This is a genomic window from Marinobacter sp. LV10MA510-1, assembly GCF_002563885.1.
GTDB lineage: Bacteria > Pseudomonadota > Gammaproteobacteria > Pseudomonadales > Oleiphilaceae > Marinobacter.
Genome location: NZ_PDJA01000001.1, coordinates 2055777 through 2082075 on the forward strand (window position 1 = coordinate 2055777; position 26299 = coordinate 2082075).

At 55.3% G+C, this 26299-nt stretch carries 26 protein-coding genes and 1 pseudogene; 14 read left to right on the forward strand and 13 right to left on the reverse strand.

What is annotated here, in order from left to right; genetic code table 11:
• Positions 1-2: 2 nt before the first annotated feature.
• From ATI45_RS09835 to ATI45_RS09845, 3 genes are read left to right on the forward strand one after another with little or no spacing between them, the layout of a single operon-like run.
• Entirely contained in the window at positions 3-728 is a 726-nt protein-coding gene (locus ATI45_RS09835) for an imelysin family protein (protein WP_098419343.1), read from the forward strand.
• Between the two features lie 6 nt (positions 729-734).
• The gene (locus tag ATI45_RS09840) at positions 735-1463 is read left to right on the forward strand and encodes a DUF1513 domain-containing protein (RefSeq protein WP_098419344.1); all 729 of its coding nucleotides are present in this window, start codon (positions 735-737) and stop codon (positions 1461-1463) included.
• A 54-nt stretch (positions 1464-1517) separates the two neighbouring features.
• Positions 1518-2837, forward strand: coding sequence for an MFS transporter (locus ATI45_RS09845; protein ID WP_098419345.1), 1320 nt, complete (start codon positions 1518-1520; stop codon positions 2835-2837).
• 39 nt (positions 2838-2876) lie between these two features.
• On the opposite strand, the gene ATI45_RS09850 is transcribed toward ATI45_RS09845, so the two are convergent.
• From ATI45_RS09850 to ATI45_RS09860, 3 genes are all read right to left on the reverse strand, one after another.
• On the reverse strand, positions 2877-4526 hold the full coding sequence (locus tag ATI45_RS09850) for a methyl-accepting chemotaxis protein (RefSeq protein WP_098419346.1): 1650 nt from the start codon (positions 4524-4526) through the stop codon (positions 2877-2879).
• A 239-nt stretch (positions 4527-4765) separates the two neighbouring features.
• On the reverse strand, positions 4766-5059 hold the full coding sequence (locus tag ATI45_RS09855) for a hypothetical protein (protein WP_098419347.1): 294 nt from the start codon (positions 5057-5059) through the stop codon (positions 4766-4768).
• Positions 5060-5164: 105 nt separating this feature from the next.
• Complete coding sequence (locus ATI45_RS09860; protein WP_098419348.1) at positions 5165-6967, reverse strand: acyl-CoA dehydrogenase; 1803 nt, start codon at positions 6965-6967, stop codon at positions 5165-5167.
• 410 nt (positions 6968-7377) lie between these two features.
• On the opposite strand from ATI45_RS09860, the gene ATI45_RS09870 reads away from it, so the two are divergent.
• Genes ATI45_RS09870 through ATI45_RS09895 form a run of 6 tightly spaced genes read left to right on the forward strand, consistent with a single transcriptional unit; the run spans position 7378 to position 13244 of the window.
• Positions 7378-10224 carry a monovalent cation/H+ antiporter subunit A gene (locus tag ATI45_RS09870; protein ID WP_098419350.1) on the forward strand — a complete coding sequence of 949 codons (2847 nt, stop codon included), beginning with the start codon at positions 7378-7380 and terminating at the stop codon, positions 10222-10224.
• On the forward strand, positions 10224-10592 hold the full coding sequence (locus tag ATI45_RS09875; RefSeq protein WP_098419351.1) for a Na+/H+ antiporter subunit C: 369 nt from the start codon (positions 10224-10226) through the stop codon (positions 10590-10592). Before ATI45_RS09870 ends, ATI45_RS09875 begins: the two co-directional genes overlap by 1 nt.
• A complete protein-coding gene (locus ATI45_RS09880) occupies positions 10589-12106 on the forward strand; it encodes a monovalent cation/H+ antiporter subunit D (RefSeq protein ID WP_098419352.1) in 1518 nt (505 codons plus the stop codon). Before ATI45_RS09875 ends, ATI45_RS09880 begins: the two co-directional genes overlap by 4 nt.
• The gene (locus tag ATI45_RS09885; RefSeq protein ID WP_098419353.1) at positions 12106-12594 is read left to right on the forward strand and encodes a Na+/H+ antiporter subunit E; all 489 of its coding nucleotides are present in this window, start codon (positions 12106-12108) and stop codon (positions 12592-12594) included. Before ATI45_RS09880 ends, ATI45_RS09885 begins: the two co-directional genes overlap by 1 nt.
• On the forward strand, positions 12591-12860 hold the full coding sequence (locus ATI45_RS09890; protein WP_098419354.1) for a K+/H+ antiporter subunit F: 270 nt from the start codon (positions 12591-12593) through the stop codon (positions 12858-12860). Before ATI45_RS09885 ends, ATI45_RS09890 begins: the two co-directional genes overlap by 4 nt.
• A 51-nt stretch (positions 12861-12911) precedes the next feature.
• Positions 12912-13244 carry a Na+/H+ antiporter subunit G gene (locus ATI45_RS09895; RefSeq protein WP_098419355.1) on the forward strand — a complete coding sequence of 111 codons (333 nt, stop codon included), beginning with the start codon at positions 12912-12914 and terminating at the stop codon, positions 13242-13244.
• A 118-nt stretch (positions 13245-13362) separates the two neighbouring features.
• On the opposite strand, the gene ATI45_RS09900 is transcribed toward ATI45_RS09895, so the two are convergent.
• From ATI45_RS09900 to ATI45_RS09910, 3 genes and pseudogenes are all read right to left on the reverse strand, one after another.
• Positions 13363-14091 (reverse strand): alanyl-tRNA editing protein, encoded by a 729-nt coding sequence (locus tag ATI45_RS09900; RefSeq protein WP_098421708.1) that lies wholly within the window; start codon positions 14089-14091, stop codon positions 13363-13365.
• A 31-nt stretch (positions 14092-14122) separates the two neighbouring features.
• Positions 14123-14434, reverse strand: a pseudogene (locus ATI45_RS09905) (Mov34/MPN/PAD-1 family protein); the annotation flags it as partial.
• A gap of 15 nt (positions 14435-14449) precedes the next feature.
• Entirely contained in the window at positions 14450-15394 is a 945-nt protein-coding gene (locus ATI45_RS09910; protein ID WP_218925827.1) for a DMT family transporter, read from the reverse strand.
• Between the two features lie 90 nt (positions 15395-15484).
• Between ATI45_RS09910 and ATI45_RS09915 the strand changes: the two genes are divergently transcribed.
• The 3 genes from ATI45_RS09915 (at position 15485) to ATI45_RS09925 (ending at position 19091) form a co-directional block, all read left to right on the forward strand.
• Positions 15485-16912, forward strand: coding sequence for a PLP-dependent aminotransferase family protein (locus ATI45_RS09915; RefSeq protein WP_098419357.1), 1428 nt, complete (start codon positions 15485-15487; stop codon positions 16910-16912).
• Between the two features lie 215 nt (positions 16913-17127).
• Complete coding sequence (locus ATI45_RS09920; RefSeq protein WP_007350561.1) at positions 17128-17409, forward strand: pyrimidine/purine nucleoside phosphorylase; 282 nt, start codon at positions 17128-17130, stop codon at positions 17407-17409.
• A 38-nt stretch (positions 17410-17447) separates the two neighbouring features.
• Positions 17448-19091, forward strand: a complete 1644-nt coding sequence (locus ATI45_RS09925; RefSeq protein WP_098419358.1) for a fatty acid--CoA ligase — start codon at positions 17448-17450, stop codon at positions 19089-19091.
• On the opposite strand, the gene ATI45_RS09930 is transcribed toward ATI45_RS09925, so the two are convergent.
• From ATI45_RS09930 to ATI45_RS09955, 6 genes are all read right to left on the reverse strand, one after another.
• Positions 19083-20339 carry a D-amino acid dehydrogenase gene (locus tag ATI45_RS09930; RefSeq protein ID WP_098419359.1) on the reverse strand — a complete coding sequence of 419 codons (1257 nt, stop codon included), beginning with the start codon at positions 20337-20339 and terminating at the stop codon, positions 19083-19085. The genes ATI45_RS09925 and ATI45_RS09930 overlap by 9 nt on opposite strands.
• Before the next feature lie 75 nt (positions 20340-20414).
• The gene (locus ATI45_RS09935; protein ID WP_098419360.1) at positions 20415-20771 is read right to left on the reverse strand and encodes a translation initiation factor Sui1; all 357 of its coding nucleotides are present in this window, start codon (positions 20769-20771) and stop codon (positions 20415-20417) included.
• Positions 20772-21299: a DUF4136 domain-containing protein gene (locus ATI45_RS09940; protein WP_098421710.1), complete on the reverse strand. Its 528-nt coding sequence runs from the start codon at positions 21297-21299 to the stop codon at positions 20772-20774.
• 59 nt (positions 21300-21358) lie between these two features.
• Positions 21359-21964, reverse strand: coding sequence for a YigZ family protein (locus tag ATI45_RS09945; protein WP_098419361.1), 606 nt, complete (start codon positions 21962-21964; stop codon positions 21359-21361).
• A gap of 53 nt (positions 21965-22017) precedes the next feature.
• Positions 22018-23403 (reverse strand): HAMP domain-containing sensor histidine kinase, encoded by a 1386-nt coding sequence (locus ATI45_RS09950; RefSeq protein WP_098419362.1) that lies wholly within the window; start codon positions 23401-23403, stop codon positions 22018-22020.
• Entirely contained in the window at positions 23400-24086 is a 687-nt protein-coding gene (locus ATI45_RS09955; RefSeq protein WP_098419363.1) for a response regulator transcription factor, read from the reverse strand. Before ATI45_RS09955 ends, ATI45_RS09950 begins: the two co-directional genes overlap by 4 nt.
• A 222-nt stretch (positions 24087-24308) precedes the next feature.
• On the opposite strand from ATI45_RS09955, the gene ATI45_RS09960 reads away from it, so the two are divergent.
• Together ATI45_RS09960 and ATI45_RS09965 are read left to right on the forward strand one after the other, a co-directional pair.
• On the forward strand, positions 24309-24644 hold the full coding sequence (locus tag ATI45_RS09960) for a hypothetical protein (protein WP_098419364.1): 336 nt from the start codon (positions 24309-24311) through the stop codon (positions 24642-24644).
• An 81-nt stretch (positions 24645-24725) separates the two neighbouring features.
• Positions 24726-25946 (forward strand): GNAT family N-acetyltransferase, encoded by a 1221-nt coding sequence (locus tag ATI45_RS09965; protein WP_098419365.1) that lies wholly within the window; start codon positions 24726-24728, stop codon positions 25944-25946.
• Between the two features lie 52 nt (positions 25947-25998).
• Here ATI45_RS09965 and ATI45_RS09970 read toward each other — a convergent pair whose 3' ends face one another.
• A complete protein-coding gene (locus tag ATI45_RS09970; RefSeq protein ID WP_098419366.1) occupies positions 25999-26214 on the reverse strand; it encodes a dodecin in 216 nt (71 codons plus the stop codon).
• Positions 26215-26299 lie beyond the last annotated feature (85 nt).

Sequence of the window (26299 nt, forward strand, 5' to 3'; positions counted from 1 at the left end):
TTATGTTGCGATTGACCCGCTATTTCCGCACCGCCGCAATTGCCCTGTTAATGCCGACACTGGCACTGCCAGGCCTTGCACTGGCTGCTTCTGCGGAATCCGGAACGGCTGTGGAACAGCAGACGCGCGCAGGCTGGCATCAGGCTATCGGCCGCGGTTATCAGGCTTTACCAGTCAAAGCAAGCTGCCAACTGCTGGTTCAGGTGGCCACCCATGTGGTCGATAACAGCCAACAGTTGGTCGCAGACTGGAGCGAGTTCAAACCCCACTATCTGGCCACCGACAACTACACCCACGCCACCATTCGCGCCGCCATGACCGCGCTGGAAGTGGCCGAAGAGCGCCGTCTGGCCACCCCCATGGGATTACGCGGTAATGGCAAACGCTCTGCTTATGCGGCTGACGCCTGGCGCAGTGGCAGCAGTCTGGCCAGCATTGGCGCCAGCGTTGACGGCTTGCAACAATACTTCCTGCCCGGTCTTGAAAAGCTGTTAACCAACCAGGGCGATAGCGATCTGGCGGAACGCATCCACAAGCAGTTTGGCGAAGTGCAGGAGCACTTTCCGGCGATGGACCTTGCGCTTGCGCCATTGCTGGAAGACGACAACGCCTTCCGCAGCCTTCAGGGTCTATATGTTGACTTGTCGCAGCTGACAACGCTGGTCAACGGCGAAGCCGCCACCAGCCTTGGGGTGATTCGTGGTTTTAACTCCAGTGATGGCGACTGAACCATTATGAGTTTAAGTCGCAGACATTTCCTGGCGGCCGTTGCTGGCGCCATGGGCGCAAACGGCTGGAGCCTGACTGGTTGCTCGCTGTTACCGGCAAAAGCTGACTCACTGAAAAGCCGCGAGTACGTGGGCGCCAGCAAACTCAGCGATGGCCGCTTTGCCGTGCAAAGCTTGAACAACGACAGCACACCACGCTGGCAAACCCCCGTTGAGGCCCGCTGCCACGGGGGCTGTTTTCGCCCGCATAATGCCCAGGTACTGATTTTCGAGCGCCGACCCGGCTGGTGGTTTCACGTGTTTGACAGCCGCAATGGCGAGCGCCTGGCACACATAAAAGCTAACGACGGCGAGCACTTTTACGGCCATGGCGTGTTCTCCCCCGATGGTCGCTATTTGTACACAACAGCCAGCCGCTACCAGCGCGGCGACGGCATTATTGCGGTGTATGACGCCCACGCCGGTTATGAACGTGTCGACACGCTCGACCTGGAAGGCATAGGCCCACACGAACTGCATCTGCACCCGGATGGCCAAACCCTGGTTGTCGCTCTGGGTGGCATAAAAACCCACCCGGATTACGATCGCATCAAGATGAATCTCGAGTCCATGGCACCCGCGCTGATGCTGGTAGACCGCACCACCGGCCAGGGCAAGCTGATCCGCATGGGCACAGGCGCGCCAGCACAGGAACTGGCGACTCTCCCCCTGCACTGGGACAACCATCTGGTTTAGCCCATCCACAGCGACTGGTATGCTTGGCACTCACTTTTCACAGGGAATGCCGGTGTGCCAACGTCCAAAACACCTCTAGACCGACTTTACGGGCTGATCGCCAACGAAGAAGACGCACGGGTCTGCAAAGACATTCCCGAATCAGCCTGCCGCGAAGTACCGCGCAACTTTTTCCTGATTCTGGTGGCAAACGTTCTCACTAAACTCGGTGATTTACTGATCAGTCCAAAAACGGTGCTGGCCTGGTTGATGAGCGCGGTTGGCGCCCCTGCCCTGGTGGCCTGGCTGGTACCCATCCGTGAATCCGGTTCTATGGTTCCGCAAATGGTGATAGCCGCCTGGGTGCGGCGTAAACCGGTGCGCAAATGGTTCTGGACTCTGGGCAGCCTGGGCCAGGCCCTGAGCGTGGCCGCCATGGCCGCCAGCGTCTGGTTTCTGGACGGTTACAGCGCCGGCTACGGCCTGATCGCCGCGCTCATCCTGTTCTCTCTGTCTCGCGGTTTCTGCTCGGTGTCAATGAAGGACGTTCAGGGCAAGTGCATTCCAAAAACCCGTCGCGGCCGCTTGTCTGGCCTGGCTTCCACCATCGGCGGCACGGCCACCGTTGCCCTTACCGTCCTATTGTTCTGGGATCGGGGCGATCCAAGCATGGCATTTTACAGTCTGCTGCTGTTGCTGGCTGCCGCTTTGTGGCTGATTGCCGGCGCGCTGTTTGCCGGCGTCGACGAGTACCCCGGTGAAACCGGCGGTGGCGGCAACGCCATCCACGATGCCATTTCCAGCCTGTCGCTGCTAAAAACCGATAAGCCATTCCGCCACTTTGTGATCACCCGCGCTCTGCTGCTGTGCTCTGCCCTGGCCGCACCGTATTTCGTGGTATTGGCTCAACAACAAACCGAATCCGGCTGGGCATTGGGGGTTTTCTTGTTGGCCAGCAGCCTGGCCAGTTCATTGAGTGCCAGTTTTTGGGGCTGGGCTGCCGATACGTCTAGCCGCAAGGTCATGATTCGCGGCGCACTCATGGCCAGTATAGTGTGCCTTGGCGTTGCAGGTACGGCTCTGGTAATGGGGGAATCTATGGGCGGTGTGTGGTTCTATCCAAGTGCCTTTTTTGTGCTCAGCATCGCCCACGCCGGCGTGAGGCTTGGCAGAAAAACCTATCTGGTGGACATGGCGGGGGGCAACAAGCGCACAGATTACACCGCGGTCAGCAATACCGTTATCGGTGTTTTACTGCTGGCAACCGGGGCCCTGACGGCGCTGATCTCAACCTTTTCGAATATTGCGGTTATTCTGGTGCTGGGGCTTATGGGCCTGGCCGGCGCGTTCAGCGCCATGGGCCTGAACGAGGTGACCGGCGACGATAACCGCTGAGCGTCAAGCACCGGCTGCGCTGATGTTTAAAAAGCTTTGCTAGCCCTTTGGATTGCTTTGAGGGTGGTAACCAATACGAAACCCACCCCAATGCTTGCCATCAATGTAAATAGGTACTGACAGGTCGTGCATGATTTCACCCGTGTCGCGGCGGTAGGTTTGCAGCAGCATTTCCTGGGTATGGCTGCCACAGCGAATGCCCGTGCGATCATTGAACAACCGTTTACTGCGGCTACGGGCCAAATCGGTGGCGGCGTTGCCGGTAGACGCGTGGGCGAACTCGCGGTTATGGGTAGGCACGTAGCCATCCGGAGCCGTGGTAATAGCGTAAACAATCTGTGCGTTGGCGCCCTTTATGGCTTCCTGAATAACGGGCAGGGCCTGATCAGTAAAGCGGTCATATCCGCAGGTGTATTTCGGCGGATTGGTGTTGGCCAAAGGCTGGCGATTGCGATCGAACAGGGCCGCGGCGTTGAGCTTATTGTCGCGTAGAGCTTGCTCAAAAACATCGGCAACCTGCGCTGCACCAACGCTGGCGTGCTGGAAAAACGGACGGTGGTAACTGGTCTCGCTGTTCAACGCAAACACCGCGTTCGTGGTTTCAGCAATTTCCATAAGGCGGGTAGCCTGCTGTGCCAGCGAAGCTACACTAACATCGCTCTCGGTGATGTCATCGCGCACCGTTTCAATCACTGTGAATATCTGCTGCAGATTGTGCTCGTTATCGCGATCGATACTGGCAATCTGCGCGACCTGCTGCTGAAGCTGGTCAGACTGCTCGCGAATGCCGTCCAGCTGTGTTCCCACCGATTCCACCGACGCCACACCCTGCTCAATACTGACGGTCAAGGCTTCTATGCCGGTCACAATCTGCGCGGTGTCTTCGCGAATTTCTCCCAGGGTGCCCGCAACATCGGCCGTGGCCTCTGCCGTGCGGCGCGCCAGCTGTCTTACCTCGTCGGCAACCACCGCAAACCCGCGCCCCTGTTCGCCAGCGCGAGCCGCTTCAATGGCCGCGTTCAAAGCCAACAGATTGGTTTGCTCAGCAATGCTCTGAATCGTGCTCGTGACTCCCTGAATACGATTAGACTTTTCGTTGAGCTGCTGAATGCGCAACAAGTTTTCATCAGACTGGCGGTGCACATTACGGATACGCTCGATCACCTGCACCAGCGCTTGGCGGCCGTCCTGGCTCGCCGAACTGGCCTGCTGCGCAAGGGCCGATGCATCATTGGCCTGCAAAGTCGATGCCTGAGTGGCGCCAGTAATCTCGCCGGCGAATTCGGCAAGCCTGGCGGTTTCCTTCACCTGGCGGTCCAGCCGCAGTTTCAGCTGATCGGCAGCATAAGACACTTCTGCCGCGGAAATGGCGTTGGTATTGGCGCTGTGGCGAAGATTTTCCAGCAGTGCGCGGCCTGCTCTCGCATCGCTGAGCAGCTGCGCGCACAAACTTGCAAGCGGGTGACCCGGCGCTAACTGGCCCTGGCTGAGATGAATGAGGCTGCGCTGTGCCGGAGCGAGAATCCGCAAAGTAACAAAAACACTGGCCACCACCAGGCCTGCGGCCAACCCAATCATTATAGAAACCAGATCGATCACGGTCACGAACGCAACCAAAACACCAGCGGCCAAAGTAAGCAGCACTGCCAGCAGGCCCCAGCCTTTCGCTGCTTTGTCTAAAAACACCATGTGTTCACCCCGTTGTTACCCTTGTTTTTTGTCGGACGCAGCACGCAATCTGCCGTTTTTCGCCAATGGCACCCACAGCTTATCTGAAAAATTATCATCGGGCCTTGTGACTTTAGTAAAAATTGAGGTGCACTCACTTAACGACTGCAACAGGCATTTCTGAAGCGAATAGCCAGTCTAAATGTGCAGAACAAAAAAAACCGGAGCCATGGCTCCGGTTTTTCGAACTGTGCTGATGCTTACTGGGTCACGTCGTCCATAGAATCTTCCACGTCATCCCCAGCTTCTTCTGCGGCTTCATCGACTTCTTCACCGGCATCTCCGACGTTGTCTTTGATTTCTTCCCCGGCGCTATCGTTCTGCCCGGTAGCGTCTTCATAGGTTTCTTCAACAGAATCGCCGGCGTCATCGGCCATATTGCTAATGTTATCGCCGGCCTCGTCCATATCTACCGTCTCGTCATCGTCAGAACTGCAACCCGCCAGGCCCAAAGTCAACACCAGTGCCAATGCGCTAATTGTTACTTTTTTCATGAGAATTCTCCACTGATCGTAATTGGAAACTGCGCTCAGATTACGCTGTGACCCCGCAATAACACAATTACACAAGGGTTACCCTTTGGTTAATCGGGCAAGGTGCTAGAACCACTCGGTTTTCATGGCCAAGCAGGTATCGTCCATGTTTCGCAGCAGGACCAGGTCATGGGCAGCAGTGGGTAATTCCCAGTGAAAAAAGTATTGTGCGGCCTGCAGCTTGCCCTCATAAAAATGGCGTTCTCGATCGTTGCTGGCATTGCTCAACCCTACCGCGGCAGCATTGGCCTGACGCAGCCACATCCAGGCCACACAGATGTGACCGAACAGGTGCAAATAGCAGGAGGCGTTGGCCAGGGTCTGCTCGGTTTCACCGGCCATCAGCGTTTTACCCAGGCTTTGGGTCACTTTTACCGCCTGCTGCAGAGTCTCGCTGAGTGACAGAGCCCAGGGCTCGCAGCGGGCGCTGGTGGCGGCTTGCAGATCGGCCTGCATGGCCTGAAGCAGCAACTGCAAGCCATGGCTTTGGTTCTGCCACACTTTGCGGCCCAGCAGATCCAGTGCCTGAATGCCATTGGTGCCTTCGTGGATCGGGTTCAACCGGTTATCACGCCAGCATTGCTCCACCGGATATTCTCGGGTGTAACCTGCACCGCCGTATACCTGAATCGCCAGATCGTTCGCTTTGGGGCCATATTCCGACGGCCAGGCTTTAATCACCGGGGTCAGAAGATCCAGCAGTTGCCCGGCTTCTTGGCGTTTTTGCGGCTCCGGGTGAGTGTTCTGGTCGTCCATCAGCCGGGCGCCATAAAGGCACAGCGCCAATCCACCTTCGCTGTAGGCTTTTTGGGCCAGCAGCATGCGCCTGACATCGGCGTGCTCAATAATCGGCACCTGTTCACTTTGCGGATTGTTATCCGCTGCCCGGCGCCCCTGCAGACGATCTTTGGCATAGGCCAGGCTGTGCATATAACCACGGTAACCAATCACCGCCGCGCCACAGCCCACGCCAACACGGGCCTCGTTCATCATCTGGAACATGTACTTCAATCCCTGATGGGGCTCGCCCACCAGGTAACCGTGGCATTCGGCGTCGTCACCAAAACTCAAGGCAGTAGAGGTGGTTCCACGGTAGCCCAGCTTGTGAATCAAGCCGGCCAAAGCCACACCGTTACGTTCTCCCAACCCGCCAGTTTCGTTCAAACGGAGTTTAGGCACAATAAAAAGTGAAATACCCTTCACACCGGCCGGCGCACCTTTTATCTTGGCCAGCACCATATGTACGATATTCTCGGTGATGTTTTGCTCGCCACCGGAGATGTATATCTTCGCGCCCTTGATCAAGTAATGACCAGCGTTGTCAGGCGTAGCCGACGTGCGAATGTCTGCCAGCGACGAACCCGCATGGGGTTCGGTAAGGGCCATGGTGCCGGCGTATCGACCATCGAGCATGGGCGGCAGAAACAGGCTCTTCTGAGATTCATTGCCAAACACTCGAATCAGGTTTGCCGCTGCGGTGGTCAGGAACGGGTAGCCCGCGGTGCCGGGATTCGCCGCGGTAAAAAAGCCGTTACAGGCCGCCATGACCGTTTCCGGCAGCTGCATGCCGCCAAGCTCGTAATCGTAACGACCGGCAATGAAACCAGCGCGGGCATAGGCGTCAAACGCCTGTTTTACCTGTGGCAGCATGATCACCTTGCCATCCACAAACCGGGGTTCGTCCTGATCGGCGGCCCGATTGTGATTGGCGAATGTCTCCCGCGCCATTTTGTCAGCGGTCTCGATGACGGCATCGAAGGTATCGCGGCTGTGGTCAGCAAAACGCTCGCGCTCGGCCAACACATCAATACCCAGTACTTCGTAAAGTTGGAACGACAGGTCGCGACGGTCAATCAGGGTATCGGTCATTACGCGGTCTCCGGCTTTGGGCCATTTTCATACGGCCGTTTTAAAATTGCTGCGCTCTTTATGCCACAGATAACCGCTGGATAGCCACTCTTTAACATGGCGCCAACATGAGCGCGGTTATAGCGCCAGGCCACAAGTTCCTTGACCTTCAGACTGCGGCACGTATCATTCTTTTGATATTTTTTATACGGAGTAATCATGACGGAGAGGTCGCACAACTGCTGGTTTACATCAGATCTACCTCGCCTGGATGACATCGCCCGCTATCGTGGCAAGCTTCCCTATTTTCCAGACCCTCCACGGCATTAGGCAGCTCATCGTTAACGGGTGCTAGCTCGCTGGTGATAGCCCGTTGGTAATAGATCGCTGGTACCATCTTTTTCTGTCCTACACCTACAATTGAGATTGCGATGTCGCTCCCCCTGGTTGTTTTACTGCCCTTCTTAGGCGCCATGGCCGCACCACTTTTCGCGCAAGGCGGGCGCACAGCCATCGCTATTGCGTCAACCGTTCCCGCGCTGATTGCGCTCGCCGCGTTGTTCCCCCACTGGCAAACACTGGCAGACGGCGGCGTTGTCCTGCACACCTACGAATGGTTACCTGCGATGGGGCTGTCGCTGAGTTTCCGCCTGGATGGCTTGTCACTGCTGTTCGCACTGCTGATTCTGGTGATTGGTATCCTGATCATTCTCTACGCCCGCTACTATTTGAAACCTGAAGAAAACATTGGCAAGTTTTACGGCCTGCTGCTGTGTTTCAAGGGTTCAATGCTTGGCATTGTGCTTTCCAGCAATTTGTTGCTGATGCTGATTTTTTGGGAAATCACCAGCTTAGTGTCGTTTTTACTGATCAGTTTCTGGACCCACAAAAAAGGCGCGCGGCGCGGTGCCCGCATGGCGCTGACGATCACCGGCGGCGGTGGCCTGGCCCTGTTAGCAGGTATTCTCATCATCGGTCAGATTGTCGGCAGCTACGAGCTGGACGATGTGCTGGCCGCAGGGCCCATCATCAAAGCACACGCGCTTTATCCGGTTGCGCTCACTTTGGTGCTGCTCGGCGCATTTACAAAATCGGCCCAGTTCCCATTCCATTTCTGGTTGCCCCACGCCATGCAGGCGCCTACGCCGGTATCGGCCTACCTGCACTCGGCCACGATGGTTAAGGCCGGCATATTCCTGCTGGCGCGGCTGTATCCGGCGCTGGCAGGCACTGAACAATGGTTTTACATGGTCAGTTTTACCGGCATGGCAACGCTGCTTTTAGGCGCTTACATCGCCATGTTCAAACACGACCTCAAAGGCTTACTGGCGTACTCCACTGTGAGCCATCTGGGGTTGATTGTTCTGTTGCTCGGCATGGGTACGGAACTGGCCACAATTGCTGCCCTGTTTCACGTCATCAACCACGCCACGTTTAAGGCCTCACTGTTCATGGCGGCCGGCATTATTGACCATGAAACCGGCACCCGCGATATGCGCCGCATTAACGGGCTTTGGCGATTTATGCCCCACACCGCCACCCTGGCAATGGTGGCAGCGGCCTCTATGGCCGGTGTACCGCTACTGAACGGCTTTCTCAGTAAGGAAATGTTTTTCGCTGAGTCTCTGGCACTCAACCTTCCCGGTTACTGGGCCTGGCTACCGCCCATTGTGGCGACCTTGGCCGGCATTTTCGGGGTTGCTTACTCCGCCCGGTTTATCCATGACGTGTTTTTTAACGGCAAGCCCGTAAATCTGCCCATCTACCCACCTCATGAACCGCCGCGCTATATGAAAATCCCTGTGGAAATATTGGTGTTCGCCTGTCTGATGGTGGGTATTTTCCCGGCCATATCCGTGGGCCCCCTGCTTTACGCCGCATCTTCCGCAACCTTGGGCGTGCCAGCACCGGACTATCAGTTGGCAGTGCTGCACGGTTTTAACCTGCCACTGTTTATGAGCTTTTTGGCGTTCTTTGGCGGCTTGCTGATGTACAGCCAGCGCGAGCGTTTCTTTGCCTTTCACGACCGCTTCCGCGAGATTGATGAAAAAGCGATCTTCGAAAAAGTGGTGTTCAGCCTTGGCCTCAGGGCCAACCGGTTTACCGCCGCCACCGAGAACGGCTCACTGCAGCGCTACGTTATGCTGTTAATTGTCAGCGCTCTGGCCGTGGCGTTTTTACCGATCAGCAAAATGGGCATTTTTATCGGCAGCAACGGGCTAACCCCGGTGGACTGGCCCACGGCAACTTTGGGTGCGGTTCTGATTGCCAGCGCTCTGGCCACTGCAGCCATGCACCGTGAACGCTTCTTTGCGCTGGTACTGATCAGCGTCGTCGGGTTGTTAACCGCGCTCACCTTTGTGCGTTTCTCGGCGCCAGATCTGACGATGACCCAACTGTCGGTAGAAGTCGTCACCGTTGTGCTGTTAATGCTGGCACTTTACTACATGCCCTCATGGACACCCGTTGAGAGCAGCCGTGGTCGCCGCGTTCGTGACATGGGGATAGCCCTGTTAGCCGGCAGCGGCATGACCATAATTACCCTAGCCATTCTGACCCAGCCGTTCAGTTCGATTTCCGAGTTCTTTCTGGCAAACAGCAAAACAGGTGGTGGTGGTACCAACGTGGTCAATGTGATCTTGGTGGATTTCCGCGGCTTCGACACCTTGGGTGAAATTTCAGTGCTGGCGATTGCAGCGTTGGGCATTTTTGCAATGCTCAAAAACACGACACTTACGCCGCCTCCGGGCGACGGCCTGGGCCACGCATGGGCCCGCCAAAGCCACCCCACCATGCTCAAACAGATTGCCCGTCCGATGCTACCAATGGCGCTGATGGTATCCGCGTTTATATTCCTGCGCGGTCATAACCTGCCAGGGGGGGGCTTTATTGCCGGGCTGATAACCGCCGTTGCGCTGATTCTTCAGTACATCGCCAGTGGCTTTTCCTGGACCGAAGACCGCATCGCCATGCGCTATCACAATGTGATTGCGCTAGGTCTGCTGTTTGCCGTTATTACTGGCGCCGGCAGCCTGGCGTTTGGTTATCCGTTCCTGACCTCCACATTCGGCTATATCACCTGGCCGGTGGTGGGTAAGTTCGAGCTGGCCTCGGCGCTGGTGTTTGACCTGGGTGTGTACCTGGCGGTGGTGGGTGCCACACTGCTGATGCTGGTCAGTGTAGGCCGCATCAACCCCCATTCCGCTATCCGTCCTGTAAACAGCGAGTCGAGCTACGGCGCTGACACGACTACCCTGACTCAAAGAGAGACCGAATAATGGAACTTGTATTCGCACTCGCCATTGGTGCGCTCACCGCCGGCGGAATATATCTGCTGCTGCGCGCCCGCACGTTCCCGGTGGTGCTGGGCCTGACCATGCTGTCGTACGGGGTAAATCTGTTCCTGTTCGCCAGCGGGCGCCTGGCCACCGGCAGCCAGCCGATTCTGGGCACCGCTGACCAGTACGCAGACCCATTGCCCCAGGCGCTGGTGTTAACCGCGATTGTTATCGGCTTTGCCATGACCGCATTCGTGGTGGTGTTATCACTGCGCAACCTGGCCGACCACGGTAATGATCACGTAGACGGCGACCCGAAAAAGCGTACGCCGGCTTCCAAGCATGCGCGGGAGCGTCGGCCACTATGACCCACTGGCTGCTTGCTCCGATTCTGATCCCGCTACTGGGCGCTATTCTGCAAATATTTGTAGGCTACGCGCCCATGCCGTTGCGCCGGGTGTTGGCCATTATTACCTCGGTTCTGACCTTGGCCGCCGCCATTGTTCTGCTAAATCTGGCCAGCGACGACACCTACCGTGTCTACGCCATGGGCAACTGGCAGCCACCCTTCGGCATTGTGATGGTGCTGGATCGTTTGGCGGCCATGATGTTGGTTCTAACGGCGTCGCTGGCACTGCTGTGCCATCTGTTCTCGATCGGGGGTGCCGACGAAGGTACGCGCCAGTTCCACAGCCTGTTCCTGTTCCAGCTGATGGGCCTGAATATCGCCTTTCTGACCGGCGACCTGTTCAACCTGTTTGTTGCGTTTGAGATTCTGCTGATTGCCTCTTACGGACTGCTGATGCACGGCAGTGGAAGCACGCGCTCAACGCCAGGGCTGCATTATGTCGTATTAAACCTGGTGGGTTCGTCGTTGTTTCTGATCAGCGTGGGCATGATTTACAGCGTTACCGGCACATTGAATATGGCCGACCTGGCCGTGAAAGTGCCACAGGTCAGCGGCGACCAACGTTTTCTGGTCGAAGCCGGTGGCATGCTGTTGTTGGTGGTATTTGCCCTTAAAGCAGCGGTGTTGCCACTGACATTCTGGCTACCACGGGCCTATGCCAGCGCTACCGCGCCGGTCGCTGCATTTTTTGCCATTATGACCAAAGTCGGTATCTACGGGATTATCCGGGTTTACCCGCTGATTTTTGGCGCCAACGCCGGCGAGATGGCTAATCTGGGCATGAACTGGCTTTTCCCGCTAGCGCTCGCCACCCTTATTATGGGCGTTATTGGCGCTATGGGCGCACAAACCTTGCGCACCCTGGTGACCTGGCAGCTGGTCATTTCGGTTGGCACTATACTGGCACCCATCGCGCTGGGCTCGCAAAAAGGCCTGGCTGCGGCCCTGTTCTACTTGCTTAGCACTACCTGGACAGTGGGCGGTTTGTTTTTGCTGATTGAGCTGGTGCGCAGCCAGCGCGGATCCGCTTCTGACAAAATCGTTATGGCGCCGCAGATTCGTCATCGAACCCTGCTTAGCTCGCTGTTTTTCTTTGGCGCGGTGTCCGCTGCAGGTTTACCACCACTAAGCGGTTTCTTTGGCAAAGTGATGATTCTGCAATCCACCACCAGCGGCGTGGAAATGGCGTGGCTTTGGGGTACGGTTCTCACGGGGAGCTTTTTCACTCTGATTGCCTATAGCCGCGCCGGCAGTGTGGTATTTTGGCGCAATATTGAAGGCGAAATTGAAAACAGCACCCCGGTAACGCCGTTGCTGGCCATTTCTACCGGCGCGCTGATTGGTATGAGCGTATTAATGGTGGCACTGGCCGGGCCTATCAGTGCCTATACCAACGCCACTGCAGTGCAGCTGCTGGACACCCGTGGTTATATCCAGACTTTGCAGGCGCCAATGGTTGAGGAGAGTTCGTAATGCTGGATCGCCTGAGTTTCCCGCAACCCTGGCTAAGCCTTCTGCTGTTCAGCATCTGGCAGTTGCTTGCCGATGGCGTTGGCGGTGGAAGCGTGGTTGTGGGTTTGATACTGGCCTGGGGTATTCCGCAGCTCACCCAAAGCTTCTGGCCTGAGCGCCCGGCGGTGTTCAAGGCTTGGCGTTTACCGGGTTATTTGCTGCTGGTGTTATGGGACATCGTGATTGCCAGCTTTGAAGTGGCCTGGCTGATTATCAGCCCGCGCCGGCCGGAACCGATGTTTATCAGCTACCCGCTGCAGCTTGACTGCCCACAGGCTATCGCTATTTTGGCCAGCACCATTTCCCTGACACCCGGCACGGTGACCGCCGATATCAGTGATGATCACAAGATTCTGCTGATTCACGCGCTAGACACCCGAACCGCAGAAGAAGTGATTGAGGCCATTCACAATCGTTATGAAAAGCCTTTGATGGAGATGTTCCAATGATTGTGATTGTCTTGAAGATATCCATCGCCCTGGTGGTGATTGCGGCCTTGCTTAACGTGTATCGTCTGATTGTTGGCCCACATGCCCCAGACCGGGTTCTGGCCATAGATACTCTGGCCATCAACGCCATCGCGCTCATCATTCTTCTGGGTATTACGTTGAACACCCGTCTGTACCTGGAGGCCGCGTTGCTGATTGCCGTCATGGGTTTTGTCAGCACGGTGGCTATGGCCAAATATCTGAAACGCGGCAGCGTTATTGAATAACAAGGGTGCAGAGCGAGGCGCCAGGCGCTTTGCAAAGGAGACGACACAACAATGAACCTGTTTATCGAATTCGTTATCGCAGCCCTGTTGTTGCTGGGTGCCGTATTTACACTGGTGGGCGCCATCGGGCTAACGGTCTTGCCCGATTTTTTTACCCGCCTGCACGGGCCGACCAAGGCCACCACCGTGGGCGTGGGAGCTATGGCATTAGCGTCGATGATTTGGTTCGCCAACCAGCCGGTGGGCACAGGCTTCGTGGAGATTCTGATTATGGTCTTTTTGCTGCTGACCGCACCGCCAAGCGCCAACATGATGGCAAAAGCCGCTATGCACATGGAAGTACCTAAAGTTGGCAATACCCGCGGCGACCCCTGGCAGCAATAAAACGCTGTCAAAGGGGCGGACGCAGAACTCGGAAAAAATCGTACGCGAAGGTTTTTCTTGCATTCGTAGGGGGCGAGATAGATGGCGACTGCCCGCCACCTATCTTTATTTGTTAGCATTAAGCAAATCTAATGATAATTCGCCTGTTGTGGCGGCTTTTCTTTTCAATTTTGCTGCACACAACGGCACCTATTTCGGCGGTATTACGCACATGAGTGCCACCGCAGGGTTGGACGTCCACACCGGGTATTTCAACCACTCGTACGGCTCCGGCAATGACCGGCGGGGCAACCAACTGCGTCCGGGTTAACTTCTGCACCTGATCGTTATCATCAGCAGAGATGCGTCTGATCGTCACATTGCGAGAGGCATTGATCAATTCGTTCAACTGTGTCGTTACGACCTCCTTGTCTGGCGATGTGTCGGGCAAGTCAAAGTCCAGTCTGCCCTTATCAGGGCTAATACTGCAGCCAGTTACCGGAGCATGGACAATCGCGCAAAGTAGATGGAGGCATGTATGCATCTTCATGTGCTGATACCTGCGCTCCCAATTGATTGAGCCAGTGACCATAAGCCCGGCTTCGATTTTTTCAGGCTGGGCAGCAATCTCATGCCAGATGAGATTCTTGTTTTTGGAGTCTCTGAATGTCTCTCTCACCACTATGGGTGTTCCATCTGGCATTAATAGGTGGCCAATATCCCCCGGTTGACCACCCCCGGTTGGATAGAAAAGAGTTTTATCTAAGGCGATTGCTGTTTCTCTAATTTCCACCACTCTTGCAGTAAATTCCGTCTGATACGGAGCATCATCGAATATCTGCAGAGTTTGACTAGTCTTCGTCATCAGGAGGCCCTCGTTTTTAGTTGGTTGGTAGCCTGAATAAGGTCTTATCTCGGTCCTCAGTGCTGAAGTACGCACCGACGTCGGGATGAGAGTGGTAAATGACTACGGCAGGATTATCACTTCGAAAACTTTTATTTAGCGCCACGGTACCAAGAACCGAGAAGGTATAACCATTAGCGGCATTGCGCTTATATGTATCAGGGTTTCTTTGATTTAACTCATTCTGAATATTTGTTCCGAGATGAATGGTTCCGTCGGCAAAAACAAAGCCACAGCATTCCTCTGGATACACACCAGAGGCGTGGCTGTAGATTCGTTCCAAGTTGTCAAAATTTAAAACGTCCATGTTTTCGCCAATTGATTAAGTGTTTTTGGTAAAGAGTTTTTCAATGGGGAGTTTTGTAATTGCAAATCCTGTCAGCAATATTCCTGAGTAAAGGGCAAGGTCATGTGATATCGGCCGCCCTTCATACCACGAGCCAATGGCCACAGCCACGACAGGAAAGATAATGAATACAAAGGAGAGGATGACTGGACTCAAGCGCTTCAAAAGAAAGAAGTACACGATAAAGCCGCCAATCGAGGCCACTAAACCAAGATACGCGAGTGCGCTCCATGACCTGATTGACACCGCTGCAAAATCGGGGCTCTCCAGAGCGTAGCCCGCAACTGTCAGCAATAGCCCTGCAATACCTATAGGTAGAGTGTTGAAGGTAATCACACTGATTTCAGCGCCACTCTTCTTAGTGATCACATAGCAAAGCCCATGCATCACTGCCGCTGCCAAGATGGCGACAATACCAACAAAATCTGCGTGATCAAGATACAGGCCCTGAGATCTGATGATCATAAACAAGGCACCGAATCCTATACCTATACCAACTATCTGCGAGAAATAAATTCTTTCCTTTAGGAAGATCCTAGAAAATATGAGAATGAAAACAGGCATCGTGCTGAACAATAACGCGGTCAAGCCGGAAGATACGTGCACTTCGCCGAAGTTCAGTAGGTAGTAAGGTAGAGTAAAGTAGGTCAAGATCACAAACACAAAGAACCCCGTCTTTTCTCGCGGGAACCAAATGGGCTCCCGGCGTATCAAGGCGAATACCAGGAACATCGGGAAGGCGATCAGGAACCGAACACCGGAGGATGTGATTGGTGGGACACTCTCAACAGCGATCTTTATTCCAAGCCAAGTCGTTCCCCAGCTCAAGCAGACGATCAAGAACAGAACGGATGTCACCACTTTAGCCGTCCACAGTTTAGGATATTTACTTGGCGCGCTGATTGCTTCAGACATTGACATGATGTCATTCCTTTTGGCTTGAGCTGAAATAGTGCTACAATTCGTTCAAATGTGTAAATAATTGTGTGAATTAGCGTAGAGGGATGAAATATGGGTGTCAAACCAAACATTGACACGGTGTTATTTCTTAAAGAGGCTCTTATTGCTGGCCAAGGCACGAAATACATGCGATTGGCTAATGCATTCGAAGAAAAAATTTCTGATGATTTTTTTCAAGAAGGAACCAAGTTGCCTCCACACCGCAGGCTAGCCGATCAACTCGGTGTCACGCCTGGAACCATCAGCCGTGCTTACGAGGAACTTGAACGCATGGGGCTGGTCCAGGCTCGTGTGGGTGATGGAACATTTGTGAGCAAACGGAGTATGGAACGGGAGCGCGAGGAGGGTTTTCGAAACTTCATTGAGAAGCCTTTGCAGCGTGTTGACATGAGCCGGAATATGCATATTCCAGGGCAGGAGACGATACTCTTGGCCGAAGCTCTGAGGCGCCTGGCCGATGATCAGCAGACGCTTCATGAGATTGCGCTTTATACCCCTGAAGCAGGTCTGTCACGCTATCGCCGCGCTGGCGCGGCCTGGCTCTCAACGGATAACTTCGAAGCTAATGCTGATCAAGTTCTCTGCGTCAATGGTGGCCAACACGGCTTGCTGTGCGCACTCATGGCATTGCTTCGGCCTGGGGACACTCTGGTTACTGAGCAGCTAACCTATCCAGGCTTGATCTCTGCGGCTCGTTTTCTTGGCATCAGGCTGCTGGGCGCAGAGATGGACGATCAGGGCCTGATCCCGGAGTCACTCGAAGAGATTTGCCGAAAGAACCGGGTATCGGCCCTGTATTGCACACCCACCATTCAGAATCCGACAACCGCAGTATTGAGCGCAGAGAGAAGGGAAGCAATCGCAACGATCTGCCGGAGCCACAACCTGTTCATTATCGAAGATGAGGCTCATGCTGTGTTTGTTGAGGATCGTCCACCTCAACTCAGCCAGTATGCGCCGGAAAGAGGGGTCATCCTTTCCAGCCTGAGTAAAGCCGTAGCAGCGGGGTTTCGAGTGGGCTACATTTACGCTCCGGCCCAGTTGATCGACCGTTTGGTTGCCGCACTGCGCGCCACGTGCTGGATGGCCACACCTCTGACGTTCGAGCTCGCCAGCTTGTGGATCGAAGACGGTAGCGCGAAGGCGTTGCTTAAGCAGCAGGTTGCAGAGATCCGCAGGCGTAAAGACCTCGTGGCGGGGCTATTGAGTGGGCTGAATGTTAGAACCCATCCCCATAGTCCGCATTTCTGGATTGAGGTGCCCGAGCCCTGGAGAGCTTCAGAAGTGGAAATCGAGCTGCGTCAGAAAAACCACCTAGTGGCTGCAGCTGAAGCTTTTGCCGTTGGGAGAGGCGCGGTTCCTCAATATATCCGGGCAAGCATCAGCACGCCGTTTGACAATGACAAAGTGTTATATAACGGATTTGCTACCCTTGCTGCCACACTCCAGCAAACTAGCCTAGCAGATGCAGTCGAGTAGGAACTATCCACTGCGTGACATGCTGCACTCTAGGGCTCTATGCCACTAACCGGGCTTAGCGTACGGTTTTTCCGAATTCTGCGTCCACCCCTCAAATGTGAGCGCTTGCGGCGGCAAAAACGGTAGCGGTGCGCTAAGTTAAATAGTGCGCTAGATTAGGCGCATATTGACTACGCAAAATGATTTCTGAAACAGTCCGACACGGAGTTCTGTTTATGCTTAAGGTAAATGAATATTTTGATGGCAAAGCAAAGTCGATCGCCTTTCAGTCAGACGCTTTACCCGCCACCATTGGCGTAATAAGCCCTGGCGAATACCAGTTCAGCACCCAGCAAAAAGAAACCATGACCATTGTCAGCGGTGTGATGTCGGTGTGCTTGCCAGGTGTGGAAACATGGATGACCTACGGTGCCGGTGAATGCTTCGGGGTTGCGCCCGATTCCACCTTTCGGGTTACCGTCGAATACGATACCGCCTATTTGTGCACCTACGGCTGAAGCGGCCCACCTCCCCCGATAACAAAAAGGATATTGTCATGGCCTCGACCCGTTTGTTGACTCCAGCAGAAAACGCCTATCAGTATCCATTACTGATCAAGCAATTACTGGCTTCCGGGCCGCGATTCGCCGGCTCCCAGGAAATTATTTACGCGAACAAAAGTCGCTACACCTACACCGAGTTGCAAGCCCGTATCGGCCGCCTGGCCAACGCCCTGACCAAAGCCGGAGTTAAAGCCGGCGACACCGTTGCAGTGATGGACTGGGATACGCCCCGCTATCTGGAATGCTTTTTTGCGGTACCGATGATTGGCGCCGTTCTGCACACCGTTAACGTGCGGCTGTCACCGGATCAGATCGTATACACCATGAATCACGCCGAAGACGATGTGGTGCTGATACACGACGATTTCCTGCCCATACTCGATGCTGTTAAAGACCAGATCGAGACGGTAAAACACTACATACAGCTGACCGATAACGACCAGCCTGCAGCCGCCAGCGTGCCGATGTTGGGTGAATACGAGCAGCTTCTGGCCCAGGAAGACAGCCACTTCGACTTCCCGGATTTTGACGAAAACAGCGTAGCCACCTGCTTTTACACCACTGGCACTACCGGCAAGCCTAAAGGTGTGATGTTCAGCCATCGCCAGTTGGTGATGCACACCATGGCCATGGTAGGCTCCCTTTCAATGTTCGACGAGGCGCCGCTGCTGCGCTCCAGTTCTGTTTACATGCCGATGACGCCCATGTTCCACGTGCACGCATGGGGTGTTCCCTACGCTGCCACCTTAATGGGCATTAAACAGGTATACCCCGGGCGCTATGAACCCGAACTGCTGATGGACCTGATCAAAACCCACAATGTGACCTTTTCCCACTGCGTGCCCACCATTATGCAGATGCTGCTGGCCACCGAGTCCATCAAAGACGCAGATCTGAGCAACTGGCAGGTGCTGATAGGCGGTAGCGCTCTGACCAAAGGTCTGTGTGAAGCCGGAGCCGAGCTGGGCATCCGCATGTACACCGGTTACGGCATGTCGGAAACCTGCCCGATTCTGACCGTCACCCACCTGACACCGGAAGATCTGGAGCTGCCCCTGGCGCAACAGGCCGAACTGCGGGTGAAAACCGGTGTCGCCATTCCGTTGGTGCAGGTTGAAATTGTGGACACCGATGGCAAACCGGTCGCCCACGACGGTCAGGCCAAAGGCGAAGTTGTCGCGCGTACGCCCTGGTTAACCCAAAGCTATCTGAAAGAGCCGGAAAAAGGCGAAGAACTTTGGCAACACGGCTGGCTGCACACTGGCGACGTGGCCAGCATGGAGCCTAATCAGACCTTGACGATTAAAGACCGCATCAAGGATGTGATCAAAACCGGTGGTGAATGGTTGTCGTCACTGGACCTGGAAAACCTGATCAGCCAGCATCCGGCGGTCGCAGCCGCTGCGGTTGTGGGCGTTGCCGATGAAAAATGGGGCGAGCGCCCACACGCATTGATCACACTAAAGCCCGGCCAGGATGCCACACAGGAAGACATTCAAGCGCACTTGCAGCGCTATGTGGATAAAGGCGAAATCAACAAGTGGGCTATCCCCCAGCAAATGGACTTTGTGGACGACATTCCAAAAACCAGCGTGGGTAAGATCAACAAGAAGCAGATTCGCGATCAGTTAGGTTAAACCACAGAAACGGAAATCCAGCTGCGGCGGCCGTCCGGCGATAATATCCGCCAACGCGGCCGCTGACCCGCATGCATGGGTCCAGCCCAAAGTCCCATGGCCAGTATTCAGGAACAGGTTACTAATGGCGCTTTTACCCACGTAAGGCACACTGGAAGGCGTTGCCGGCCGCAACCCGCTCCAGTATTCAGCCTGCTCCCAATGACCCGCCTCAGGCATGACCGCCGCCACCCGGCGCAATACCGCTTGGCAGCGTGTGACATTCAGGCGCCGGGAATATCCGCTAAACTCGGCCGTACCCGCAATGCGCATACGATCACCCAAGCGTGAATAAACCAGCTTGTACTCATCGTCGGTCAGGCTGACATTGAATGCGGCATCCGGATTTTTCACCGGCACGGTAATTGAATAGCCCTTGGCCGGATAAATATTCAAAGCCAGCCCCAATTGCCGCGCCAGTGGCGCACTAAAGCTACCCAGGCTGAGAACCCAGGCGTCTGCGCGCAGACTATCGTGATGGCCTTGGGACAGGGTTTCCACCGCATCTACACGCCCGATACCGCGCTGAAACCCAACCACTTCGGTGTTGTGTTTGAAAACCACACCCGCCTGTTTGCAGCGCTCTGCCAGGGCTTGAGTAAATTTGCGGGCATCACCGGATTCGTCTTCCGCGGTGTAGGTGCCACCTGCGAGGCGATGCTTCAGGCGCGCAAGAGCAGGCTCCAGTTCGATTGCCCGCGCGGCACTCACCTCCTGCCGATCGCAGCCCAATTCGCGCATCTGGCGTGCCGGCTCCAGAGCACTGTCGAATTCTTTCTGGCTGGTGTAAAAGTGCAGAATTCCACGGGTCAGGTGGTCGTAGTCCAAGCCCAGCTCGGCTCGCAGTTCCTGTAATTTGCTGCGGCTGTAAAGGCCCAAGTTGACCATCTGACGCAGATTGTCGGCCGCCCGTGCAGATGTGCATTGGCCCAGAAACGCCAGCGCCCAGCGCCATTGGGCCGCATCCAGTCGCGGGCGGAACAGCAGCGGTGCGTCATTACGATGCAGCCATTTCAGAACCTTCAGCGGCGTTGACGGATTGGCCCAAGGCTCGGCGTGGCACACGGAAATCTGGCCGCCGTTAGCGTAACTGGTTTCAAGCCCGGCTGCTGGCTGGCGATCTATCACTGTGACCTGGTAACCCTGGCGCTGCAAAAACCAGGCACTGGTAACGCCAACCACACCCGCGCCTAAAACCACTACGTGCATACCCGTTCCCGTCGGTTGTTCGTGTTGTTAATCGTCAATTGCTGCTTGCAGATGGCTGTTTGTTGATGAGCAGGGTCAACCGCCGGAACGTTTTACTACCCAACCTTTCTGCATCAGCAACGGCACCAGAATATGCCGCTGGTCGCCCTGAATTTCGACAATACCGTCTTTAAGGGTGCCACCGGTACCGCATTTGGCCTTGAGCTCTTTGGTGTAAGCTTTCAACTCTTTCTCTGCCAAGGGTATGCCGCTAATCAGGGTAACGCCCTTGCCTTTACGCCCTTTGGTTTCGCGGCTGACCCGCACCACACCATCACCCAGCGGGCGTTGTTCCTTTCCGCAGCTGCACTGTTCCTGCGGATGACGACACTGAGGGCACATGCGGCCCTGATCGGTGGAATAAACCAGCCCACCGTCGTGCTTTTTACTCATTCAGTCCAGCCCTGGCGGATATTTGGTGAACATTTCCTGAACCACTTCGTCGATCAGCTTGCGCCGCGTTTCTGGCGACTGATTTTCGTTCAGGTAGCGCTTGCTGGCTGCGCGCCAAATCACCTGGCGGCTTTGTGCATCGGCCAGCTCAATCACCAGTTTACCCTCGTCGACTTCACGCACCGGAGGCGGTGCCGACAGGCCCCAACCAAAATTACCGGTACCGAAACCAAACCCCAGGCCAAGACCGCTTTGCTCCAGGCGCTCTTCCTTGGCAATGTGCCAATTTACCAGCACGTCCGCGTCAGCGGCGCTAACCAGCTTCATAGCCTCGCCTTCCAGCTCACGTTCCAGCGCGCTTTGAACGCGGCTGCCGTCGAGTGACAGAAAAGAATCGGCGCCAGCATCGTCGGCATAGGCCCAAGTGTTGTAATCACCAAAAACCGTGGCTGAATCATAATCCGTCACCACGTTGCTTGCGCAACCGGCCAAAGCCAGCGCTACAACTACACAGGTTACAAAGCGCATCATCGCGTTCTCCTCAAATTAACGGTTTGGAACAGTATACGCGCCGCCCGGCGAGCGGGTCAGGTATCGAAATGATAATTCAATCCGCGGGCGTTGCAAAAACCGGCAAAATCTTCTGTCGCAGGTTCTGGCACGTCGACAGATACAGCTACCTGCTGGCCATAATTGATCTCGGTAATGGTCGCGTTATGCAGTTCGCACCAATGCCGCAGAGGCTGTTCATCGGCAAAACCAATCATCGCCAAGGCCAACCGGCTGGGTTGGTGTACCACCCGCTCTACCGCCGACAGTACACTTTCTGCGGCACCTGCGTAGGCTCGCACCAAGCCTCCAGCGCCCAGCTTTATTCCGCCAAAATAGCGAATGACCAATACCAGCACATCCCCCATGTCTTTGTGCTGGATAACACTGAGTATCGGCTTTCCGGCGGTGCCAGAAGGCTCGCCATCGTCGTTCATGGCCGCTTCGGCCGCCGAGCCCGGGCGGCCAATCTGATACGCCCAGCAGATATGGCGGGCATCAGGATGATCTGCCTGCGCCTGTGCCAGCCATTGATGAACCTCATCGCGACTGTTTACCGGGGCCACGCGGGCTATAAAACGGCTCTTTTTAATTTCCGTGACCCGCTCAAGATAACCGGCGGGGACGGGGTAGTCTTTTTTCATTCGGTTTTGCCTGTTTGCCCGGAATATCTATTGGCTGTTGGCGGAGTGCATGCTCAGCTGACCACAAACACCGGCAGTTTTACCTGAACCACCAGGCCACCTGCGGCGGCGTTAACGGCAGTGACCTCACCATCGTGGGCTAAAATTACCTTTTGCGCGATTGCCAGCCCCAGCCCCCAGCCCGGGCCACCACGGGATTGGTCGCTGCGATAGAACGGTTCAAACAGGTGCGCCAGGGCTTCGTCTGGCGCACCGGGGCCGCTGTCGGTAATTTCAATCCATAGCCGGTTGTCTGCAACCGTGACCGCAACGGTCAAGGCTTGTCCTGGTGGCGTATGGTCCAGAGCATTCTGTAGAATATTGTCAAAGGCTCTGTGCAACAGGCCGGCATCACCCAGAACCAGCGTGTGAGTTGCCTGCTCGCTGGCATTCAGCCGGCATTGCACATCCCGTCCACGGGCATACCCTGCTGCGTCTTGCAGCAAAGCGTTTAATAGCTCCATAACAGCCACTGGCTGGCACGCAAACTGCTCGCCCTGGGCGGCCAGCCGATAAAGGGTCAGCACCTGCTCGGTCATGGCTTCCAGGCGCTCGTTCTGGCGCAATATGCTGTTGAGCAATGCACTATCCCCGCCACCGTCCAGCGCCAGCTCAATGGCTACCCGCTGCCGTGCCAATGGCGTACGTAAATCGTGGGATATATCCCGTAATAGCTGCTGCTGGCGGTCAAGAAGACCCCACAACTGTGCGGTCATGGCGTTAAATGCATTGGCCAGAGCGCCAATTTCATCACGGCGCGAGGCAACCTTGGGGTCAACCCGCAGGCTCTTGTCGCCGGCAGCGATGGCGCGAGCGGTGACTTCCATGGTTTTTAACGGCCGTGAAAGCCGCCGGGCAATCAGCCAGCAGGCCAGGGAGACCAGCACTACCGCAAAGCCGGCGTTTATGGCCCTCAAAGATCCGGGGGCCAACCAGCCGGCGGATTTGCCACGGGGCCAGGCAATCAATCTATGATTACCTGCCAATTCAATCGCGGCAGGTTTCAAGGCCAACCAGTGTGAATCCATACGGTTGTGAACATTAGCCGGCAGATTGCGACTATGGCCGAGACCATCGGAAGTCTCGGGCCCAGCCAGAATTAGATGCAGGCCCAAGGTTCGGCCTTGCTGGCGCAAAAACTTGCGGGCCGCGTCACCGCCGCCGCTCTGGCTGAGCGCCAGCGCTTCCTGGCCTAGCTCATACAACCCAAGCTGGCGCGCCATGGCCTGCTGTTCCTGTTCCACCAGCAGCCGTGATACCAACTGTCCAGCTACCAGTGTTAACGCCATGGCCAGCCATACCATTAAAAAAATGCGCCAAAACAGTGGCACCGCAAAGCGCCGCCCCGGCCCTGAAGCTCCGTCGGCGGCGTTAGTATTTGTGTTATGAGACGGCTTCATGCCACTACCCGGTAGCTATAACCAAGCCCGCGCACGGTTTCGATGCGGGGCGGTTCGTCGTTGCCGAGTTTTTTACGCAGATTGCTGATGTGCATATCCAGAGTGCGATCGTAAGTTTCAAGTCGCCGGCCCAGCGCCCACTGCATCAGATCGGTTTTACGCACCACACTACCGGCGTGAGCCAGAAGCACCTGCAGAACTTCGTATTCGGTAGCGGTCAAATCCAGCGGCGCGCCTTTCTGATGCACCCGCCTGTGGGCTGGCTCAAGGCGCAAGTCACCATAATTGCGACTGTCTTCCAGTTCCGCTTTCTGGTCCCACGCAATACGGCGCAACAGTGCATGCAAGCGCGCTACCAGCTCACGGGGGTTGCAGGGTTTGGGGATGTAGTCATCGGCGCCCACCTCAAAACCCACAATGCGATCGGTTTCATCACCGTGGGCGGTCAACAGAATCACTGGCAGATGAGTGCTGACACGCAGTTGTCGCAGCACGTCGAGCCCGTTGATATCAGGCAGCATAATATCCAGAACCACAATATCACAGGATTCGCTTCGAGCCAGTGCCAGTCCGTCTTTACCGTTGGCCGCTTCGCGCACAGTGAAGCCTTGGGTAACAAGGTAACGGGCCAGCAACATGCGTAGCTCGTCGTCATCCTCTATTAATAGCACCCGATTTTGCATGCCTTCTTCACTCCGTCTGGGACTGCTCTGGCTTAGCCCAAGTCTACCATGCCCGCACTTACCCAGCTTGGCTGGCCGCAAAGGCTTTACAGAACCTTTACCCAACGCTGACAGCGCTTGACACTGCCTTCGATAAGATGAACTCACCTTAAAAAAAGCCACCTAAACGAAGCCACGAATCAGTAATGGCTTCATCACAAACGAGTTACCGGAGAAATCACCATGAAAACACCCCAATCTGTTCGCATCGCAGCTGCCTTGATAACCTGCGCATTACTGTCGACCGCTCCACTTGCCGTGGCTCAAGGCTACGAAAAAGGCCAGAACAAGCATCAAAGGATTCAAGAGCAGTGCGAACAAATGACCAATGCCGACATGCAAACCCGTCACACGCAGCGTCAGCAAGAAATGATGAAACGCCACAACGAAACGGCCGATCGCCTTCAGCTGACCGATGAACAGCGCGAAATCTGGAGCGATATGCACAAAGAACGTCAGCAACAGATGCAAAAGAGAATGGAAAAACAGCAAAAGCGTTGCGACAAGATGGCTAAATGAATCGCAACGGGTGATCGCCTGGGGGGTTCTGGCGTAAGGTATGTGCAGTGAGTGCACCGTCTTACAGGAAATCGAACTTACATGACCCACCGCGAAGCCCCCCCATTAAGCCTTACCTTTGACGGCCCTGCGCAAAGCCAGATCCAGATTTGCCGGTCTATCGACGATATTAACGTTATAGACTGGCAAAGATTGGCCGGTAGCGATTACCCCTTTGCGCGCTACGATTTTCTTCAGGCATTGGAGCACAGCGGCTGCACCAGTGCAGCTACCGGCTGGCAGCCCAGCCATCTGGTGATCCGCCAGCAGGGTCAGATTACCGGCATTATTCCAGCATTCTTGAAAAACAATTCCCGCGGCGAATACGTGTTCGATTTTGCCTGGGCCGAAGCCTACCAGCGGTACGGCCAGCCTTATTATCCCAAACTGCTGATGGCGATTCCCTTTACCCCGTCACAGGGTCCACGGCTTCTGCTGACGCCGCAGCTGCGCGAAATTCTGGACAGCGCATCGCTGCACCAGTTGCTTGATGACGCTATTACAGCAATCGGTGCCCATTCCTGGCATCTGCTGTTTCCCGACAGCGCGGATCAAGCACTGCTTGGCCAGCCGCAAACACCAGACAGCCCGCAATTGCACCGGCTAGGCTGCCAATTTCACTGGCACAATGCCGGGTACGAAGCCTTCGACGACTTTCTGGCGCAATTAACGTCGCGCAAGCGCAAGTCCATCCGCAAAGAACGCAAACAGGTCAGCGATCAGGGCATTGAGTTTCAGCGCGTCGGCGGCTCAGACATATCTGACCAAGTGCTTGATGGCTTCTACGTGTTCTACCAGGCAACCTATCTTAAGCGCGGCCAGCGGCCTTATCTGAGCCGTGACTTTTTTGAGCGTTTGTTCCGCCAGATGCCAGAGCATGTGCACATCGTGATCGCGCTCAAACAAGGTGAAATGATCGCCAGCGCGCTGTTTCTAAGCGGTTCTGACACCCTTTACGGGCGCTACTGGGGTTGCCTCGACGAGTACAATCATTTGCACTTTGAAACCTGCTATTACCAGGGCATAGAACTGGCCATAGGCCTTGGTCTGCAGCATTTTGACGCCGGTGCCCAGGGTGAGCACAAGCTGGTACGGGGTTTTGAGCCGCTACTCACCCACTCGTGGCACGGCATAGAACACCTGGGCTTTCGCGATGCCATTGCAAATTTTGTCGCTGAAGAGCGCGAGGGAGTTCGCAGCTATTTTGAGGAAAGTAAAACATTACTGCCATTTCGCCAGACTGAAAACGACAAAGGCGGCTGATTGCGCAGCCGCCTTTTTGATTTTGCCGTTCAACATAAGCTAGCGCGCAAAATCAGTCTTTACCAATGCGAAAGCCAATTTTTAAACTGACTTGGTAGTGGCCTACCTTGCCATCAACAATATGGCCACGGGTTTCAACCACTTCAAACCATTCCATGTTACGCAGACTTTTACCACATTCGTCCAGAGCGTTCTGAATAGCCTCCTCAATGCTGTTGGGAGATGACCCTACAATTTCAACTTTCTTGTAAACATGCGAGCTGCTCAAAATTGAACTCCTCTTATCCTCATGAATTAACATGTACTTTCAGCCTAGAACAGGCTTTCATACAATGCAATTCCACGCTAACGGA

Excerpts from the sequence above, each read along its gene's own strand:
- ATI45_RS09835 (WP_098419343.1), top strand. The coding sequence starts at position 3 with ATGTTGCGATTGACCCGCTATTTCCGCACCGCCGCAATTGCCCTGTTA.
- ATI45_RS09840 (WP_098419344.1), top strand. The coding sequence starts at position 735 with ATGAGTTTAAGTCGCAGACATTTCCTGGCGGCCGTTGCTGGCGCCATG.
- ATI45_RS09850 (WP_098419346.1), bottom strand. The coding sequence starts at position 4,526 with ATGGTGTTTTTAGACAAAGCAGCGAAAGGCTGGGGCCTGCTGGCAGTG.
- ATI45_RS09855 (WP_098419347.1), bottom strand. The coding sequence starts at position 5,059 with ATGAAAAAAGTAACAATTAGCGCATTGGCACTGGTGTTGACTTTGGGC.
- ATI45_RS09860 (WP_098419348.1), bottom strand. The coding sequence starts at position 6,967 with ATGACCGATACCCTGATTGACCGTCGCGACCTGTCGTTCCAACTTTAC.
- ATI45_RS09870 (WP_098419350.1), top strand. The coding sequence starts at position 7,378 with ATGTCGCTCCCCCTGGTTGTTTTACTGCCCTTCTTAGGCGCCATGGCC.
- ATI45_RS09875 (WP_098419351.1), top strand. The coding sequence starts at position 10,224 with ATGGAACTTGTATTCGCACTCGCCATTGGTGCGCTCACCGCCGGCGGA.
- ATI45_RS09880 (WP_098419352.1), top strand. The coding sequence starts at position 10,589 with ATGACCCACTGGCTGCTTGCTCCGATTCTGATCCCGCTACTGGGCGCT.
- ATI45_RS09885 (WP_098419353.1), top strand. The coding sequence starts at position 12,106 with ATGCTGGATCGCCTGAGTTTCCCGCAACCCTGGCTAAGCCTTCTGCTG.
- ATI45_RS09890 (WP_098419354.1), top strand. The coding sequence starts at position 12,591 with ATGATTGTGATTGTCTTGAAGATATCCATCGCCCTGGTGGTGATTGCG.
- ATI45_RS09895 (WP_098419355.1), top strand. The coding sequence starts at position 12,912 with ATGAACCTGTTTATCGAATTCGTTATCGCAGCCCTGTTGTTGCTGGGT.
- ATI45_RS09910 (WP_218925827.1), bottom strand. The coding sequence starts at position 15,394 with ATGTCAATGTCTGAAGCAATCAGCGCGCCAAGTAAATATCCTAAACTG.
- ATI45_RS09915 (WP_098419357.1), top strand. The coding sequence starts at position 15,485 with ATGGGTGTCAAACCAAACATTGACACGGTGTTATTTCTTAAAGAGGCT.
- ATI45_RS09920 (WP_007350561.1), top strand. The coding sequence starts at position 17,128 with ATGCTTAAGGTAAATGAATATTTTGATGGCAAAGCAAAGTCGATCGCC.
- ATI45_RS09925 (WP_098419358.1), top strand. The coding sequence starts at position 17,448 with ATGGCCTCGACCCGTTTGTTGACTCCAGCAGAAAACGCCTATCAGTAT.
- ATI45_RS09930 (WP_098419359.1), bottom strand. The coding sequence starts at position 20,339 with ATGCACGTAGTGGTTTTAGGCGCGGGTGTGGTTGGCGTTACCAGTGCC.
- ATI45_RS09935 (WP_098419360.1), bottom strand. The coding sequence starts at position 20,771 with ATGAGTAAAAAGCACGACGGTGGGCTGGTTTATTCCACCGATCAGGGC.
- ATI45_RS09940 (WP_098421710.1), bottom strand. The coding sequence starts at position 21,299 with ATGCGCTTTGTAACCTGTGTAGTTGTAGCGCTGGCTTTGGCCGGTTGC.
- ATI45_RS09945 (WP_098419361.1), bottom strand. The coding sequence starts at position 21,964 with ATGAAAAAAGACTACCCCGTCCCCGCCGGTTATCTTGAGCGGGTCACG.
- ATI45_RS09950 (WP_098419362.1), bottom strand. The coding sequence starts at position 23,403 with ATGAAGCCGTCTCATAACACAAATACTAACGCCGCCGACGGAGCTTCA.
- ATI45_RS09955 (WP_098419363.1), bottom strand. The coding sequence starts at position 24,086 with ATGCAAAATCGGGTGCTATTAATAGAGGATGACGACGAGCTACGCATG.
- ATI45_RS09960 (WP_098419364.1), top strand. The coding sequence starts at position 24,309 with ATGAAAACACCCCAATCTGTTCGCATCGCAGCTGCCTTGATAACCTGC.
- ATI45_RS09965 (WP_098419365.1), top strand. The coding sequence starts at position 24,726 with ATGACCCACCGCGAAGCCCCCCCATTAAGCCTTACCTTTGACGGCCCT.